The sequence below is a fragment of the Streptomyces boluensis genome, assembly GCF_009908195.1.
GTDB lineage: Bacteria > Actinomycetota > Actinomycetes > Streptomycetales > Streptomycetaceae > Streptomyces > Streptomyces boluensis.
Window position 1 is genome coordinate 24,425 of the sequence record NZ_JAAAHS010000023.1, and the last position, 15,532, is coordinate 39,956.

Annotated in this window: 15 protein-coding genes and 1 pseudogene; 13 read left to right on the plus strand and 3 right to left on the minus strand. The window is 71.1% G+C overall.

The features are described 5' to 3' along the window. Nucleotides 1-82: 82 nt before the first annotated feature. Nucleotides 83-634 carry a TetR/AcrR family transcriptional regulator gene (locus tag GUY60_RS05595; RefSeq protein ID WP_161694378.1) on the plus strand — a complete coding sequence of 184 codons (552 nt, stop codon included), beginning with the start codon at nt 83-85 and terminating at the stop codon, nt 632-634. Further along, the gene (locus GUY60_RS05600; RefSeq protein WP_161694380.1) at nt 631-2,157 is read left to right on the plus strand and encodes an MFS transporter; all 1,527 of its coding nucleotides are present in this window, start codon (nt 631-633) and stop codon (nt 2,155-2,157) included. Before GUY60_RS05595 ends, GUY60_RS05600 begins: the two co-directional genes overlap by 4 nt. A gap of 89 nt (nt 2,158-2,246) precedes the next feature. On the opposite strand, the gene GUY60_RS05605 is transcribed toward GUY60_RS05600, so the two are convergent. Beyond that, nucleotides 2,247-2,918, minus strand: a complete 672-nt coding sequence (locus GUY60_RS05605) for a lysophospholipid acyltransferase family protein (RefSeq protein WP_161694382.1) — start codon at nt 2,916-2,918, stop codon at nt 2,247-2,249. A gap of 230 nt (nt 2,919-3,148) precedes the next feature. Between GUY60_RS05605 and GUY60_RS05610 the strand changes: the two genes are divergently transcribed. The 3 genes from GUY60_RS05610 to GUY60_RS05620 all read left to right on the plus strand — a co-directional run bounded on the left by GUY60_RS05610 (nt 3,149) and on the right by GUY60_RS05620 (nt 5,548). After that, nucleotides 3,149-4,333 (plus strand): glycerophosphodiester phosphodiesterase, encoded by a 1,185-nt coding sequence (locus tag GUY60_RS05610; protein WP_161694384.1) that lies wholly within the window; start codon nt 3,149-3,151, stop codon nt 4,331-4,333. Nucleotides 4,334-4,442: 109 nt separating this feature from the next. Further along, a complete protein-coding gene (locus GUY60_RS05615; RefSeq protein ID WP_161694415.1) occupies nt 4,443-5,024 on the plus strand; it encodes a sigma-70 family RNA polymerase sigma factor in 582 nt (193 codons plus the stop codon). Between the two features lie 17 nt (nt 5,025-5,041). Continuing rightward, on the plus strand, nt 5,042-5,548 hold the full coding sequence (locus tag GUY60_RS05620; protein WP_161694386.1) for a GNAT family N-acetyltransferase: 507 nt from the start codon (nt 5,042-5,044) through the stop codon (nt 5,546-5,548). Between the two features lie 54 nt (nt 5,549-5,602). Here GUY60_RS05620 and GUY60_RS05625 read toward each other — a convergent pair whose 3' ends face one another. Further along, on the minus strand, nt 5,603-6,085 hold the full coding sequence (locus tag GUY60_RS05625) for a hypothetical protein (RefSeq protein WP_246234355.1): 483 nt from the start codon (nt 6,083-6,085) through the stop codon (nt 5,603-5,605). 1 nt (nt 6,086) lies between these two features. Further along, entirely contained in the window at nt 6,087-6,446 is a 360-nt protein-coding gene (locus GUY60_RS05630) for a hypothetical protein (protein ID WP_161694388.1), read from the minus strand. Nucleotides 6,447-6,550: 104 nt separating this feature from the next. On the opposite strand from GUY60_RS05630, the gene GUY60_RS05635 reads away from it, so the two are divergent. From GUY60_RS05635 to GUY60_RS05670, 8 genes and pseudogenes are all read left to right on the plus strand, one after another. Continuing rightward, nucleotides 6,551-7,198, plus strand: a complete 648-nt coding sequence (locus tag GUY60_RS05635) for an HAD family hydrolase (protein WP_161694390.1) — start codon at nt 6,551-6,553, stop codon at nt 7,196-7,198. Nucleotides 7,199-7,639: 441 nt separating this feature from the next. Beyond that, nucleotides 7,640-8,695, plus strand: coding sequence for a methionine ABC transporter ATP-binding protein (locus tag GUY60_RS05640; protein WP_161694392.1), 1,056 nt, complete (start codon nt 7,640-7,642; stop codon nt 8,693-8,695). Beyond that, entirely contained in the window at nt 8,692-9,459 is a 768-nt protein-coding gene (locus tag GUY60_RS05645) for a methionine ABC transporter permease (protein WP_161694394.1), read from the plus strand. Before GUY60_RS05640 ends, GUY60_RS05645 begins: the two co-directional genes overlap by 4 nt. 81 nt (nt 9,460-9,540) lie before the next feature. Then, nucleotides 9,541-10,368: a MetQ/NlpA family ABC transporter substrate-binding protein gene (locus GUY60_RS05650; RefSeq protein ID WP_161694396.1), complete on the plus strand. Its 828-nt coding sequence runs from the start codon at nt 9,541-9,543 to the stop codon at nt 10,366-10,368. A gap of 43 nt (nt 10,369-10,411) precedes the next feature. Beyond that, on the plus strand, nt 10,412-11,239 hold the full coding sequence (locus GUY60_RS05655; RefSeq protein WP_161694398.1) for a MetQ/NlpA family ABC transporter substrate-binding protein: 828 nt from the start codon (nt 10,412-10,414) through the stop codon (nt 11,237-11,239). Nucleotides 11,240-11,395: 156 nt separating this feature from the next. Continuing rightward, nucleotides 11,396-12,043: a GNAT family N-acetyltransferase gene (locus GUY60_RS05660; RefSeq protein ID WP_161694400.1), complete on the plus strand. Its 648-nt coding sequence runs from the start codon at nt 11,396-11,398 to the stop codon at nt 12,041-12,043. Nucleotides 12,044-12,206: 163 nt separating this feature from the next. Further along, a complete protein-coding gene (gene cbiE, locus GUY60_RS05665; RefSeq protein ID WP_161694402.1) occupies nt 12,207-13,424 on the plus strand; it encodes a precorrin-6y C5,15-methyltransferase (decarboxylating) subunit CbiE in 1,218 nt (405 codons plus the stop codon). Nucleotides 13,425-13,800: 376 nt separating this feature from the next. Further along, nucleotides 13,801-15,532 (plus strand): annotated as a pseudogene (locus tag GUY60_RS05670) (hypothetical protein); the annotation flags it as partial.

Below are 15,532 nucleotides of genomic sequence, written 5' to 3' on the forward strand. Positions count from 1 at the left end.
CACAGCCTTCCCTCCGCCAGGCCGCTGAGGCGTCGAATTATCACGTGAGACATCTGTGTCTCATTCGGTGTATGGTCGTCTCATGTCAGTCGACCGCACCCAGGTGCTCCGCAGCGCCGCAGCCCTCCTTTCCCGGAAATCGACCGCCACCATGGACGAGGTCGCACGGGCCGCGGGCATCGGCCGCGCCACCCTGCACCGGCACTTCGCCGGGCGGGAAGCGCTGGTCAGGGCGTTGGAGGAGATGGGCCTCCAGGAGCTGGAGGCCGCCATCGACACGGCGGCGCTCGACGAGGGCCCCGCCGACGAGGCCGTACGCCGGCTCGTCGCCGGAATAGAGCCCCTCGCCCCGCTGCTCGCCCTCCTCGTCAGTGAGAACCAGCTTTTCGAGGGCGACCAGCAGAACGAGGGCTGGGCCCGGCTCGACGCCCGCGTCTCCCAGCTGTTCAGGCGCGGACAGGAACAGGGCGTCTTCCGTATCGACCTGACCCCCGCCTGGCTCACCGAGGCCCTCTACGGGCTCGTGGGGTCCGCGGCGTGGTCCGTGCAGGACGGGCGGGTGGCCGCCAAGGACTTCCAGTACATGATCGTCGAGTTGCTGCTCGGCGGTGCCCGGCGGAGCGTGGAGCGATGACCAGCACAGCACAGCAAGTGAAGACGGAGCGGGAAGGGCGCCAGCCGGGGCGCTGGCTGGCCCTCGCCGTACTCGTCCTCGCGGTCCTGCTCGTCGCCGTGGACGCGACCGTACTCGGCCTCGCGACACCGTTCCTCAGCGAGGACCTCAAGCCGTCCGGCACCCAACTGCTGTGGATCGGCGACGTCTACTCGTTCGTGATCGCGGGCCTGCTCGTCTCCATGGGCAGCCTCGGCGACCGCATCGGCCGCAAGAAGCTGCTGCTCACCGGCGCCGTCGCCTTCGGTGCCGTCTCGGTCCTCAACGCGTACGCGACCACCCCCGAGATGATGATCCTGGCGCGGGCGCTGCTCGGCGTCGCGGGCGCGACCCTGATGCCCTCGACCCTCGCGCTGATCCGGAACATCTTCCACGACCCCAGGGAACGCAGCATCGCGGTCGGCATCTGGGGCGCCGCAGCCTCGGCCGGTGCGGCGGTCGGCCCGCTCGTCGGCGGTGTCCTGCTCAACCACTTCTGGTGGGGCTCGGTCTTCCTGATCAACCTGCCGGTGATGGCGGTCCTGGTGCTCGTCGGCATGAAGCTGCTGCCCGAGTCCCGCGACCCGAGCCCCGGCCCGTGGGACCTGCTCAGCGTCGTCCTGTCCCTCGTCGGCATGGTCGCGGTGGTGTACGCGGTGAAGGAGGCCGCCGTACACGGCATCCGCTGGGACATCAGCCTCGCCGCCGTCGTCGGCGTCGCCGGTCTGATCTGGTTCGCACGACGGCAGTTGACCCTCGACTCGCCCCTGCTCGACATGCGGCTGTTCCAGCACCGGGGCTTCTCCGGCGCGGTCCTCGCCGACCTGTTCACCATCCTCGGCCTCGCCGGTCTGGTGTTCTTCCTCTCCCAGTTCCTCCAACTGGTGCAGATGCGCACGCCGTTGGGGGCCGGACTCATCGAACTCCCCGCCGCCATCGGCGCGGTCGCCACCGGCCTGGTCGCCGGGGTGATCGCCCGCAGGACCTCGGTACGGATCGCCGTCACCGGCGGCCTCACCGCGCTCGGCCTCGCCCTGGCCGCGTGCACCGCGCTCGACGCGGACACCTCGGTGCTGCTGATGTGCTCCGCCCTGTTCGTCGGCGGCGCGGGCGCGGGCCTCGCCTTCACGGTGACGGCGGACGTCATCCTCTCCACCGTCCCCAAGGAACAGGCGGGCGCGGCCTCGGCGGTCTCCGAGACGGCGTACGAACTGGGCTCGGCCCTCGGTATCGCCCTGCTCGGCTCCGTGGTCACCGGTATCTACCGCGGCTTCACGGTCCCCGACGGCGTACCCGCCGAAGCGGTCACCGCGGCTCAGGACTCACTGGGCGGAGCGTCCGAAGTGGCGAAGTCCCTGCCCGCGGAACAGGGCGCCGCGCTGCTCCAAGCGGCCCAGTCGTCCTTCACCCACGGCTTCGAGACGGCGGCGGGCGTGGCGGCGACGGTTCTCTTCGCCACGGCGGTGACGGCATGGTTCATGCTGCGCGGGCAACGGTTGGGGTAAATCCAGCCCGTCCGGCGCTTGAGGACGAGCCCGGAGGGCGATCGACCCGAGCCCCGGTGCCGGGTACCCAGGAGAACCGCCCCCGGAGGCTACGCCGCCTTCGCCTTCGTGGCGTACATGTCCACGTACTCCTGGCCCGAGAGGGCCATGACCTCCGCCATCACGGAGTCCGTCACGGCCCGCAGCACATAACGGTCGCGGCCCATGCCGTCGTAGCGGGAGAACTCCATCGGCTCGCCGAAGCGGACCGTGACCCGGCCGGGGCGGGGGACGCCCGCGCCGCCCGGCTGCAGCTTGTCGGTGCCGATCATCGCGAACGGGACGACGGGCGCGCCGGTCATCAGGGTCAGCCGGGCGATACCCGTACGGCCCCGGTACAGGCGCCCGTCGGGGGACCGGGTGCCCTCCGGGTAGATCCCGAAGACCTTGCCCTCGTCGAGGACGCGGCGCCCGGTCATCAGCGCGGCGACACCGCCACGGCCGCCGTCGCGGTCCACCGGGATCATGCCGGTGCCGGTGAAGAACCAGGCCATCAGACGGCCCTTGAGGCTCTTGCCGGTGACGTACTCGTCCTTGCCGATGAAGAACACCTGCCGGTCGCAGACCAGCGGAAGGATCATCGAGTCGATGAACGTGAGGTGGTTGCCCGCGAGGATCACCGGGCCGTCGCCGGGAATGTTCTCCGCGCCCTCGACCCGTGGCCGGAACATCAGCCGCATGACCGGTCCGAGCACTGCCTTGATGAACGCGAAGCGGGACAACGGTTCCTCCGGTGACAAGGTACTGAACGGTCTGTGCAGGTGAGGACGATACTCGCGGGCACGTCCGGAATGCACATCGGCGTTCACGGAGTGGATACGCAGTGTTGATCCGCGTTAGCACTGAGTTGGCCGTTCCTTGGTGTCAGGGGCTCCCTCCCGTCATGTCCCTGGCCCTAGCATCTGCCCGTCGGTTTGACAGGTGCGGGACACCAAGAGCGCGAGGAGCTCCCATGACCCAGGGCATGCAGGACAGCACCAGGCAGACGCGGCCGGGCAGCGGGCCCGGCCGGCGCGCGTTGCTGGGGGCCGCGGTCCTCGGCGCGGGCGGAGCGGCGCTCGGGCTGCCCGGCGCGGCCAGAGCGGACGACCGTACGGGCGCGGCGCGCGGCGGCGGCATCGACTCGCTGCCGGTGCCGACCGTCGTCGCCCACCGCGGCGCGAGCGGCTACCGCCCCGAGCACACCCTCGGCTCGTACCAGCTCGCCCTCGACATGGGCGCGCACGTCATCGAGCAGGACCTCGTGCCCACCAAGGACGGCCAACTCGTATGCCGTCACGAGAACGACATCACCGCGACCACCGATGTCGCGGACATCGCCGAGTTCGCCGACCGCAAGACCACCAAGTCGGTCGACGGGGTGTCCCTGACCGGCTGGTTCACCGAGGACTTCACGCTGGCCGAGCTGAAGACGCTGCGCGCCAAGGAGCGGATCCCCAAGTCCCGGCAGGAGAACACCGTCTACGACGGCCGCTGGGAGATCCCCACCCTGGAGGAGGTGCTGCGCTGGGCCGAGAAGGAGGGCCGCCGCCGCGGCCGCCCGGTCTGGCTGCACATAGAGACCAAGCACCCCACGTACTTCCGGGGCCTCGGCCTCGGCCTCGAGGAGCCGCTCGCGAAGCTGCTGCGCGCGTACGGGCGGCACGAGAAGGACTCCCCGAACTTCGTGCAGTCCTTCGAGCCGAGCAGCATGGAACGGATCGGCAAGCTGATCGCCGCGCCCCGCGTGGTGCTGCTCTCCAACGCCTCCAGCCGCCCGTGGGACTTCGTCGAGTCGGGTGACCCGCGCACCGTCGCCGACCTGGTCAAGCCCGAGGGCCTGAAGTGGATCGCCTCGTACGCGCAGGGCATCGGCCCCACCCTCGACCTGGTCATCCCGCGCGACGCGGAGGGCCGCCTCACCCAGCCCACGACCCTGGTCCGCGACGCCCACGCCGAGGACCTGGTCCTGCACCCGTACACGATGCGCAACGAGAACAGCTTCCTGCCGCTCGACTTCCGCAAGGGCACGGACCCCAACGCGTACGGCGACGTCTTCGGCGCGTTCAAGGCGTACTTCGCGACCGGCATCGACGGCATCTTCTCCGACAACCCGGACACGGCACTGCTCGCGGCGGCGGACTTCGCGAAGGACTGAGTAGTCGCGCCGCGTCACAGCGGGTCAAGTGGCGGTCCGCGCGCCCCCATTCCGGGTGAGCGCGGACCGGCGCCGCAACTCGGCGGGCCGGCCGTTCGTCGTCGACTACATGATCGAAAGCGCCATCGACAGCACCACCGAAAGCACCACCGAAAGCACCGCGGAAGCCCTGCTCGCCGACCTGGACCCGCTGCTCACCGCCGAGGCCGCCGCCGAGGCAGCCGACGGTGGCCTGGAGCAGGACGACCTGCAACAGGCCGTGTGGTTACGGCTGTTGGAACGGCTCGACCGCAGCGGCCCGCCCGCCACCCCCGAGCGCTGGCTGCGCGACCACGTGCACCTGGAGGCGAGCCGGGCACGCCGGGTGCGCGGCCTCGATCGCTGGTACGGCGTGGACCGTACCGCCGCACAGGCGTGGCCCGAGCGTGCCCTGTTGCGCGCCGAGCACCGCCGGGCGGTGCGGGCCGTGGTGCGGCGGCTGCCCGGTCGCTGCGCCCCGGTGCTGACCGCGTTCACCTCCCCGCGGGACCTCACCTACCGGGAAATCGCAGGGGAGTTGGGTATGTCACAAGGCAGTTTGGGGCCGGAGCGTTCCCGTTGCCTGGGATGCCTGCGCAGAATGCTCCCGGCGGAGGTTGCCCCACCCGGACCGCGGGCAAAGGTGCGGGGAAGGCAACCGGCGGACAGGTGAGCGGGAGGCATGCGCGCATGGGCATGAGCGTGACCATCTCGGCGGCGGAGACACAGGACGCCGAGCACATACTGAAACTCCAGTACCTCTGCTACCAGAGCGAGGCAGAGCTGTACGGCGACTACTCCATCGAGCCGCTCACCCAGTCCCTCGACTCCCTCAGGGCCGAACTGGCCACGGGATGCGTGCTGGTGGCCCGGCTCGGCGACGAGGTGGTGGCCTCGGTGCGCGGCGGCGTCGACGCCGAGGGCACGGCCCGTATCGACAAACTCATCGTGCACCCGCGGATGCAGCGCCACGGCCTGGGCGGCCGGCTGCTGCTCGCGATCGAGGAGCGGCTCACGCTCGCGGGCGCGGTCACGAGCTTCCAGCTGTTCACCGGGCACCGCAGCGAGAACAACCTCCAGCTGTACCGCAAGCACGGTTACGCCCGGGTCGGCACTCAGCAGGTCAACGACCGGCTGACCCTGGTGACCCTCGCCAAGGACGCCACCGACCCGGCGGCGTACACCACCAGCGCCTGAGCCGAGGCCGGCCGAGCCGTCGAAGGCCCCCGATCAGTACGGGACTTCGGCGGCTCAGGCCGCTGGCTGCTCCGTACGCGAGCGGCGCAGCCAGAACAGCGCGGTCACCGGCAGCAGGACCGGGATGAACAGATAGCCCCGGCCGAAGCCGGACCACACCGTCGTGTCCGGGAACGCCGACGGCTCGATGAGCGTCCACGCCCCGACGACCACGACACCGGCCAACTCGGCCGCGCAGCAGGCGAGGGCCGCCCGGCGGGCCGTCTCCCCGCCGCGTACCAGCGTGTACGTGATGAAGGCGTAGACGAGCGCGGCGAGCAGCGAGAGGGAGTAGGCGAGCGGGGCGTGGCCGAACTCCGTGGAGATCTGGTAGACCGAGCGCGACAGCGCGCCGACCACCATCACCCCGTACAGCCAGACGAGCAGCAGCCCCGGGCCCTTGATGAGCCGGGTGCGACCCCCGGTCGTCGTGCCCTTTCGTTCGGCCGCCGCGCCGGTCCCGTCGGCCGTTCCGGCCGCCTCGGTCTCGCTGGTCATCTCAGCCTCCCCAGATGTCATAGACCCGCACCTGCAGCACCGCGAGCACCACACCCGCCGCCGCCACCGTGATCGAGCCCCAGCGGGTGCGCTCGGCGAGCGAGAGGAAACCGGCCGCCGGTACGCACGCGGCCGCGCCGATCAGATACGCCACGAAGATCGTCGTGCCCTGCTCGGGCCGCTCGCCGCGCGCCAACTGCACGACACCCACGACGAGTTGGACCACGGCGAGCAGGGTGACCGCGGCCATGCCGATGAAGTGCCAGTCCTTCGTGGGCTGGTCGCGGTAGGCGGCGAAGCCGCACCACAGGGCGAGCAGCAGGGCGGCCACGGCGGTCGCGACCGTCAGGGCGATGAGCATGCCGAGACCCTATTACGGGACGAAAGTCCTCCCGCGCCCGGCCCGGGGTCCCGCCCCCGGGGGCCCCGTGCCTCCCGCCGGATGTCCCGCTTACGCTCGATGCCATGAAGATCCAGGCCGAGGCCCTCCTGTTCGACAACGACGGCACGCTGATCTCCTCCATGGACTCGGTGTACCGCTGCTGGCGCCGCTGGGCCGAGGAGTACGGCATCACCGCCGAGGCCTTCGAGCGGGTCGAGCTGCATGGCCGCCCCGCCGTCGAGATCATCGCCGACCTGCTGCCCGCGGAGCGGATCCCCGGCGCCCTGAAGCGGATCGAGCAGCTGGAGGTGGAGGACGTGGCCGGTGGCGTCGTGCTGCTGCCCGGCACCAAGGAGCTGCTCTCCGCGCTGCCCCTGGAGCGCTGGGCCGTCGTCACCTCCGCCACCCGGCCGCTCGCCGAGGCCCGGCTGCACGAGGTCGGCGTCGACTTCCCGGCGATGGTCGCCGCCGACGACATCACCCGCGGCAAGCCCGACCCCGAGCCCTTCCTGCTCGCCGCCGCGAAGCTGGGCGTCGACCCGGCCCGCTGCGTGGTCTTCGAGGACGCTCCGGCGGGCCTGGCGTCGGGTCGCGCGGCCGGAATGAAGACCGTGGCGTTGACCACAACACACACCGCCGACGAGCTCACCGCCGATGTCGTCGTGACCGACCTCTCAGCGGTGTCCGTGCAGGCCATCGAGGGTGGCGTGGAGATCGTCGCGGGGGACTGAGCACCCTCGGCGGTGTCCGGTCAGTGGCCGTATCCGGTCCGCTATACGGACAGCGCTGATCGGCCAGTATGCCTGTCTGCTTTACTTGGGCCCATGACCACGACGAGCAACCGCACCCCTGCGACCGAGGCGACGACGACGCCCGGTGCTCGTTGTATGTGTCGAATGTGCGCCTTCTGAGGGCCCCCGCAGCCTCCCCACGGATTCGGTCACGAGTGTCACCTGTGTTCCGGAACCAGGGGGACCGCCATCCTCGCGCCCCGAAGCGAGACCGCTGAGCCGTGTCCGCGCACCATCCCGAGCGGACCGAGCACGCCCCGCGCACGCGTTGCCCTCCCGGTTCCAACCTGCCCGTGAGACAGCCGTGCCCGGCTTCCGAAAATGAATGCCCCGTGCCCGGCGCGCACCCCGCGCCCCGCACTCGACAGTGACGGAACCCCAGTGATCACCACTTCCGGCCTGACCAAGGTCTACCGCTCACGCGGTCGTGAAGTATCAGCACTCGACGGCGTCGATCTGCATGTGCGCGAGGGGGAGGTGTACGGCGTCATCGGCCAGTCCGGCGCGGGCAAGTCCTCGCTGATCCGATGCGTCAACCTCCTGGAGCGCCCCACCTCCGGCACCGTGACGGTCGACGGCGTCGACCTCACCGCACTCGGCGGCGGCGGCCGGCGCGCTGGCAAGGAACTGCGCCAGGCCCGCAGCCGTATCGGAATGGTCTTCCAGCACTTCAACCTGCTGTCCTCGCGCACCGTGCAGGACAACGTCGAACTGCCCCTGGAGATCCTCGGCGTCACCGGACGCGAGCGCTCCCGCAAGGCCCTCGAACTCCTCGACCTCGTCGGCCTCTCCGACAAGGCCAAGAGCTACCCGAGCCAGCTCTCCGGCGGCCAGAAGCAGCGCGTCGGCATCGCCCGTGCTCTGGCCGGCGACCCGAAGGTGCTGCTCTCCGACGAGGCCACCAGCGCCCTCGACCCGGAGACCACCCGCTCGATCCTCCAGCTCCTGCGCGACCTCAACCGGCAGCTCGGCCTCACCGTCCTGCTGATCACGCACGAGATGGACGTCGTCAAGACCGTCTGCGACTCGGCCGCCCTGATGGAGCGCGGACAGATCGTCGAGTCCGGCACCGTCTCCGAACTGCTCGCCACCCCCGGCTCCGAACTGGCCGCCGCCCTCTTCCCGGTCAGCGGCGAGGCCTCCGGCGAGGACCGCACCGTCGTGGACGTCACCTTCCACGGCGAGGCCGCCACCCAGCCGGTCATCTCGCAGCTCTCCCGTACGTACAACATCGACATCTCGATCCTGGGCGCCGCGATGGACACCGTCGCGGGCCGCCAGGTCGGCCGGATGCGCATCGAGCTGCCCGGCCGCTTCGAGGAGAACGTCGTACCGATCGGCTTCCTGCGCGAGCAGGGCCTCCAGGTCGATGTGGCCGGACGCGAGGAACTCGCCGACGGCGCCCCGCAGCTCGTGAAGGAAGGTGTCGCGAAGTGACCTGGTCGGAGATGCAGCCCCTGTTGTCCCAGGCGTGTTGGGACACCTTCTACATGGTGGCCTGGTCCACGCTGATCGCCGTCGTCGGCGGCCTGCCGCTCGGCCTGCTCCTGGTCCTCACGGACCGCGGCGGCCTGCTGCAGAACGTCGTGGCGAACAAGGTCATCGGGCAGATCGTGAACATCGCCCGCTCGATGCCGTTCATCATCCTGATGGTCGCCCTGATGGGCTTCACCCGCGCCATCGTCGGCACCACCATCGGCGTGGAGGCCGCGATCGTGCCGCTCGCCGTCGGCGCCATCCCGTTCTTCGCGCGCCTCGTCGAGACGGCGGTACGCGAGGTCGACGGCGGGCTCGTCGAGGCCGTGCAGTCGATGGGCGGCAACACCTGGACCGTGGTCCGCAAGGTCCTCGTCCCCGAGTCGCTGCCGTCGCTGATCTCGGCGACCACCACCACGATCGTCGCCCTCATCGGCTACTCCGCGATGGCCGGCACGGTCGGCGCGGGCGGCCTCGGCGACATCGCCATCCGGTACGGCTACCAGCGCTTCGAGTCCAGCCTCATGTGGATCACCGTCGCGGTGCTCGCCGTCGTCATCTCGCTCATCCAGTTCGCCGGTGACAGCGGCGCCCGGGTCCTGCACCGCCGTGCGGGCAAGGGCGGCGAACCGCTCCGCTTCCGCGCCTTCACCGGCCTGCTGCCGGGTGGTCCGGTCGCCTCCGAGTCGACCGCCACCGCCGGGTCCTCGGCCAAGTCCGGCTGATCCGTTCCTGCTTCACCTCTGCTTCCCCGCGCCACCGACGGGGTGCACAGCCCAGTACCACCATGGAGAAAGGCACTTTTCGTGCGTAACACCACCAAGATCACCGCTGCTGTCCTCGCCACCGGCGCCCTCACCCTGGGCCTGACCGCCTGCGGCTCCGGCGAGGACGACAAGCCCAAGGCGTCCGACCCGCTGGTCGTCGCGGCCACCCCCGTGCCGCACGCCGAGATCCTCGAGTACATCAAGAAGGACCTGGCGAAGAAGGAAGGCCTCAACCTCGAGGTCAAGGAGTTCACGGACTACGTCCAGCCGAACAACGCCACCGAGGACGGCTCCGTAGACGCCAACTACTTCCAGACCCAGCCGTACCTGGAGGACTTCAACAAGAAGAACGGCACGCACCTCGCGTCCGTCGCCACCGTCCACCTCGAGCCGCTCGGCCTCTACTCCGAGAAGGCCAAGAAGGCCGACGACCTGAAGAAGGGCGCCACCGTCGCCCTTCCGAACGACGCCGACAACGAGAGCCGCGCGCTCCGCTTCCTCGCCGCCAACGACCTCATCACCCTGAAGAAGGGCTCCGAGGCCACCGCGACCCCGCAGGACATCGCGAAGAACCCGAAGGGCCTGGAGTTCAAGGAGGTCGAGGCGGCCCAGACCGCGCGCTCCCTGAAGGACGTCGACGCCGCGGTCGTCAACGGCAACTACGCCATCGGCGCCGGCCTCAAGCCCGCCAAGGACGCGCTGTTCCTGGAGTCCACCGAGAAGAACGAGTACAACAACGTCCTCGCCGTGAAGGAAGGCAATGAGGACGACCCGCGCGTGAAGAAGCTCGCCAAGCTGCTCACGTCGCCCGAGGTGAAGAAGTTCATCGAGGACAAGTACGCCGGCTCCGTCCTCCCCTCCTTCTGAGCCACGGCTCAAGGGCTCAGAGATTCCGAGGTCTGAGAATCCGATGCGTACGTACACCGTGCCCGCCGTCGCCGTGGCCCTCGCGCTCGGCCTGACGGCCTGCGGTGCCGGTGGCTCGGGCTCCGGCGCCGACGACAAGAGCGGTCCGCTCCTCGTCGGCGCCACCCCGACCCCGGCCGGCGAAGTCCTCACGTATGTGAAGGACAACCTGGCGGAGAAGGCCGGACTCGACCTGGAGATCAAGGAGTTCACGGACTACGTCCTGCCGAACACCGCCCTCCAGGACGGCACCCTCGGCGCCAACCTGTACCAGCACAAGCCCTACCTGGAGGACTTCAACGAGTCCAAGGGCACCACCCTGAGCGCGGTCACCGAGGTGTACCTGCCGCCCATGGGTGTCTACTCCGAGAAGGTCGAGGACGTCCGCGAGCTCCGTGGCGGTGCGACCGTGGCCCTGCCCAACGACACCACCAACGAGGGCCGGGCACTCGAACTCCTCGCCTCCCAGGGCCTGATCGAGCTCAAGAAGGACGCGGGCGCCGAAGCGAGTCCCGAGGACATCGCGAAGAACCCGAAGCGGCTCACGTTCAAGGAGATCGAACCGGCGCAACTGCCGCGCTCCCTGGGCGACGTCGACGCGGCGGTCATCAACAACAACTACGCGCTCGACGCCGGGCTCAGCCCGAAGAAGGACGCCGTCCTCCTGGAGTCCGCAGAGGACAACCCGTACAACAACGTCCTCGCCGTCAAGAAGGGCGACGAGGACGATCCCAGGGTCAAGAAGCTTGCCGAGCTGCTCACTTCGCCCGAGGTGAAGAAGTTCATCGAGGACAAGTACCAGGGCTCGGTCCTGCCGGTCACCGGGAACTGACTCACCCTCACGTACCACGGGGCCCGCACCTGCCAAGGTGCGGGCCCCGTGGTGCAGTTCGCCCGTCGCATGCTGCATGCTGGGCACTTCGGCAGCAAGGATCGGCAGCAGACCAGCAGTGGTTCGGCGGCAGACCAGTAGTGACGGAGCGGCGCGATGACGACGGCCAACTCGATGTTCCCGGACATCTCCATCAGCACGGAGCGCCTCGTGCTGCGCCCGTTCGAGGAAGCGGACGTCATGGCCCTCGTCGAGATGATGAACGACGAGCACGTCATCTCCTGGACCACCGCCCCCCAGCCGTACGCCGAGGCCGACGCCCGCGCCTGGGTCACCCGGCTCGCCCCCGCCGAGCGCACCTCGGGCCGCGGCATCGTCTTCGCCGTCACCGAGTTCCTCACCCAGCGCCTCGTCGGCATCGTGCACCTGCGGCACACCGACTGGCGGGTCCGCGCCACCGAGATCATGTACGTCATCGCCCCCTGGGCCCGCGGTGAGGGGTACGCCTCCGAGGCCGCGCTCGCCGTCACCCAGTGGATCTTCCGCGACCAGCGCTTCGAACGCCTGGAACTGCGCACCGCCGCCGACAACGTCGCAGCCCAGCAGGTCGCCCAGAAGATCGGCTGCATCAGCGAGGGCATCCTGCGCGGCGCCTGCATAGCGCGTACGCGGGACGAGCGCGGCGGATGGAGCGAGGGCCGCACCGACCTCATCGTGTGGAGCCTGCTGCCCGAGGACCTCGACGGCGTCGCCGACCAGCTCGCGGAGGCCTCCGGCTACACGGCCTTCTCCGAGTGGAGCTGACCCGGCGGCCCTGCCCGGCGAGCACGGCTCCGGTGCCCGCCCGAACACCGATCCGTACCCCCACGGCTCCACCAGGTACGCTCACGATGCCCGCCCGATTCCTTCACTACCGGCGGCCGCCCTTCACTGACGACCTGCACGAACCCCCAGGAGACTGACGACGATGGCCGACCGGGTCACGGTGATCGGCTGGGACGGTTCCCCGCTGACAGACGCGGCCCGCTCCGCACTCGCCGCCGCCACGCTGGTCGCGGGCGCCGCCCACCACCTGGCGCTGCCCGAGGTCCCCGCGGGCGCCGAACGCATCCGGCTCGGCAGCGTCTCGCTCGCCGCCCGCCGCATCGCCGGACACCGCGGCACCGCCGTTGTACTCGCCGACGGAGACCCCGGCTTCTTCGGCGTCGTACGCACCCTGCGCGCCCCGGAACACGGCCTCGAGGTCGAGGTCGTGCCCGCCGTCTCCTCCGTCGCCCAGGCCTTCGCCCGCGCCGGGATGCCCTGGGACGACGCCCAGGTCGTGGTCGCCCACAGCCGCACCCTGCGCCGCGCCGTGAACGTCTGCCGCGCCCACACCAAGGTCGCCGTGCTCACCTCGCCGGGCGCGGGCCCCGCCGAACTCGCGCTGCTCCTGGCGGGCGTGCACCGCACCTTCGTCATCTGCGAGGAACTCGGCACCGACCGCGAGCGCGTCACCGTCCTCACCTCCGACAAGGCCGCCGACCACGCCTGGCGCGACCCCAACGTCGTCATCGTGATCGGCGGACCCGCGGCCCGCGACACCGGCTGGATCGCCGGCCGCGACCCCGCCGCCCGGCCGCGCGGCTGGGCCCTGCCCGCCTCCGCGTACGGCCGTGAACCCTTCACCGAGGCCGAGAACGACCGGCTGCGCGCCGCCCAACTCGCCCGCCTGGGACCGCGCGTGGGGGACCTCGTCTGGGACATCGGCTGCGGCAGCGGCGCCCTCGCCGTCGAGGCGGCCCGCTTCGGCGCCGCCGTCATCGCCGTCGACCAGGACATCGCCGCCTGCGCCCGCACCGACGAGGCCGCCCGCCGCTTCGGCGCCGAACTCCAGATCCTGCGCGGCACCGCCCCGCACGTACTCGAGGACCTGCCCGAACCCGATGTCGTACGCGTCGGGGGCGGCGGAGCGGCCGTCGTCTCGGCAGTCGCGGACCGCAGGCCGGAACGGATCGTGACCCACGCGTCCACCCGCGACGAGGCCGAACTCATCGGCCGCGACCTCACCGAGCACGGCTACGCGGTCGAGTGCGCCCTCCTCCAGACCGTCGAACTCGATACGCGCGCCTGGACGGAACGCGAACGCGCGGTCGCCTTCCTGATCTGCGGCGAACTGGAAGGACGCGGCGAGTCGTCCCGATGACGACGGGTACCAGGTGGTATCTCGCCCCGTGACCCTGCGGCGCCCCCGCGCGCGGTAGGCTGGCCGATCGTTGTACTGCTCCGGGACGTTCGTCGGTTCGTACGTCAATGTCCGGTGGACGTGCCCGGTTTGGGGTGTGTGCGGTACGGCGGGGATCGGAGGACGCGCGACGTGGCGCAGTCCACAGCGGGCCGTGGCGGATCCAGGCGACACGGCGGTGGTCCGGCCGCGAGAATGCCACTGGCGTCATGACGCCAGGGTGGGTACGCGGCCGTTCCGTGCCGCGCGGCGCGCACGCTCGTTCTTGTCCATGGGCGGTTGCTGCCGCCACGGGCGAGCCGGCCGAAGGAGAAATACCGATGGGCGAGGGGTACGCATGACCGACACCGGCCAGGTTCCGGGCGAGGAACTGCCGGCGAACGCAGGCGTGGTGGACCAGCCGGGCGTTCCCGCTCCCGGCGCGTACACCTACCTCGACCCCGCCGTCGCCTCAGCGTCCGAAGAGGACGACCTGCTGTTCATGCCGGGCCCCCAGGGCGCCTGGATCGAGGGCCAGCCGACCCCGGCCCACGCACAGCCCGTCGCCGGGTACGAACAGGCCGCGGTACCCGCCGAGTCGGTGGCGTACGAGCAGGCCCCGCAGAACGGGTACGCACCGGTCGGCGTCGAAGAGGTACCCGCCGACCCGCGGCAGGCTCCGCAGTACGAGTCCGTCCAGCACCAGGCCGTCCAGCACCAGGCCGTCCAGCACCAGGCCGTCCAGCACCAGGCCGTGCCGCATGAGCCCGGACCGCACGAGGCCGCGGGCCGGGACAGCGGTTCCGTGGACCTCGGTGAGGTCCGGCTGCCGGGCGCCGCGGCCACGCCGCACGCCGGCTCCGGTCAGTACGCGGTCGATGACCGGTCCAACGGGGCCGGGCGCCGCCCGCTGCACATGGGCCCGCCCTCCTCGGGTACGGGCGCGAGCCCGGTCAGGTCCCTCGCCGACCGCGGCCCGGCGCCGGAGAACGGCCCGGCGACGGTGGGTCCTGAGTACCTGGACGTGCCGCGCGCCGACCACGGCGTACCGCAGGGCCAGCAGCTCGGCGAGATCCCGCTCCAGGGCGCCGTGCCGTGGACCCCGGAACCGCAGCCGGGCCAGGGCGGCCCGCAGCCCGCCGTCACGGAAGCCGTTGCAGAAACGGTCGTCCCGGACGCCCCACAGACCCCGCAGGCCCCGCAGGTTCCGGAGGCCGTCCAGCAGCCTCCGCAGGAGCCCGTACCGGCGCAGGCCGAGGCGTACGCGGTGCCGGTCGCGCTGCCCGTCGAGGCTGAGGTCGAGGCCGCGCAGCCCCAGCAGCAGCCGCAGCCCGTCGAGGCTGTGGTGGCCGAGCAGCCCGTGGGTCAGTTCGTCCCGGTGGAGGGCCAGATTCCGTCCACCCCGCACCTGGCCCCGACCCCGCCGCAGCCGCTGCGCATCCCGCAGGAGCATATGGAGGCCCCGGCTCCCGCCCAGGCCCCGGCTCCGGCCGCGGAGGCGCCCGAGCCCGAGCAGCAGCCCGAGGCGGAGCAGCCGGTGGAGCTGCCCGTGGCGGAGCAACAGCCGGTGGAGCAGCCCGAGTCCGGACAGCCCGAGCAGGCCGCTCCCGCCGAACTCCCGGCAGAGCTCCCCGCGGAGCCCGTTGTCGATACGGCTCCGGAGCCGGACGCGAGCGAGACCGTGGCCGCGGCCGTGGAACCCGAGGCGCAGGCCGAACCCGCGGTAGCGGAAGCCGAAGTGGAGACGGAAGCGGTCGTAGTGGAAGCGGAAGCGGAAGCGGTGGAGGCTGTCGAGGTGCCCGAGCCCGAGGCCCCCGCAACTGCCGTCGCCCCGGAAGCACCCGTGACCGCCGACGCCTCGGACGCCCCCGACGCCCCCGAAGCCCTCGTGGTCGAGCCCGCCGCTCCGGCCGACGCCGACGCCGACGAGGCCGCCGTCACCGTTCCCGCTCCCCGCGAGGGTGAGCCCGAAGGGCCGGTCGCCGCCGCCGAGATCCCCCAGCAAGTGCCCGAAGCGGAAGCCGAGAACGAGATCAACACCGAGCCCGCCACCGCGCCCGAGGCACCCGCGCAGGGCGCCGAGCCCGAGG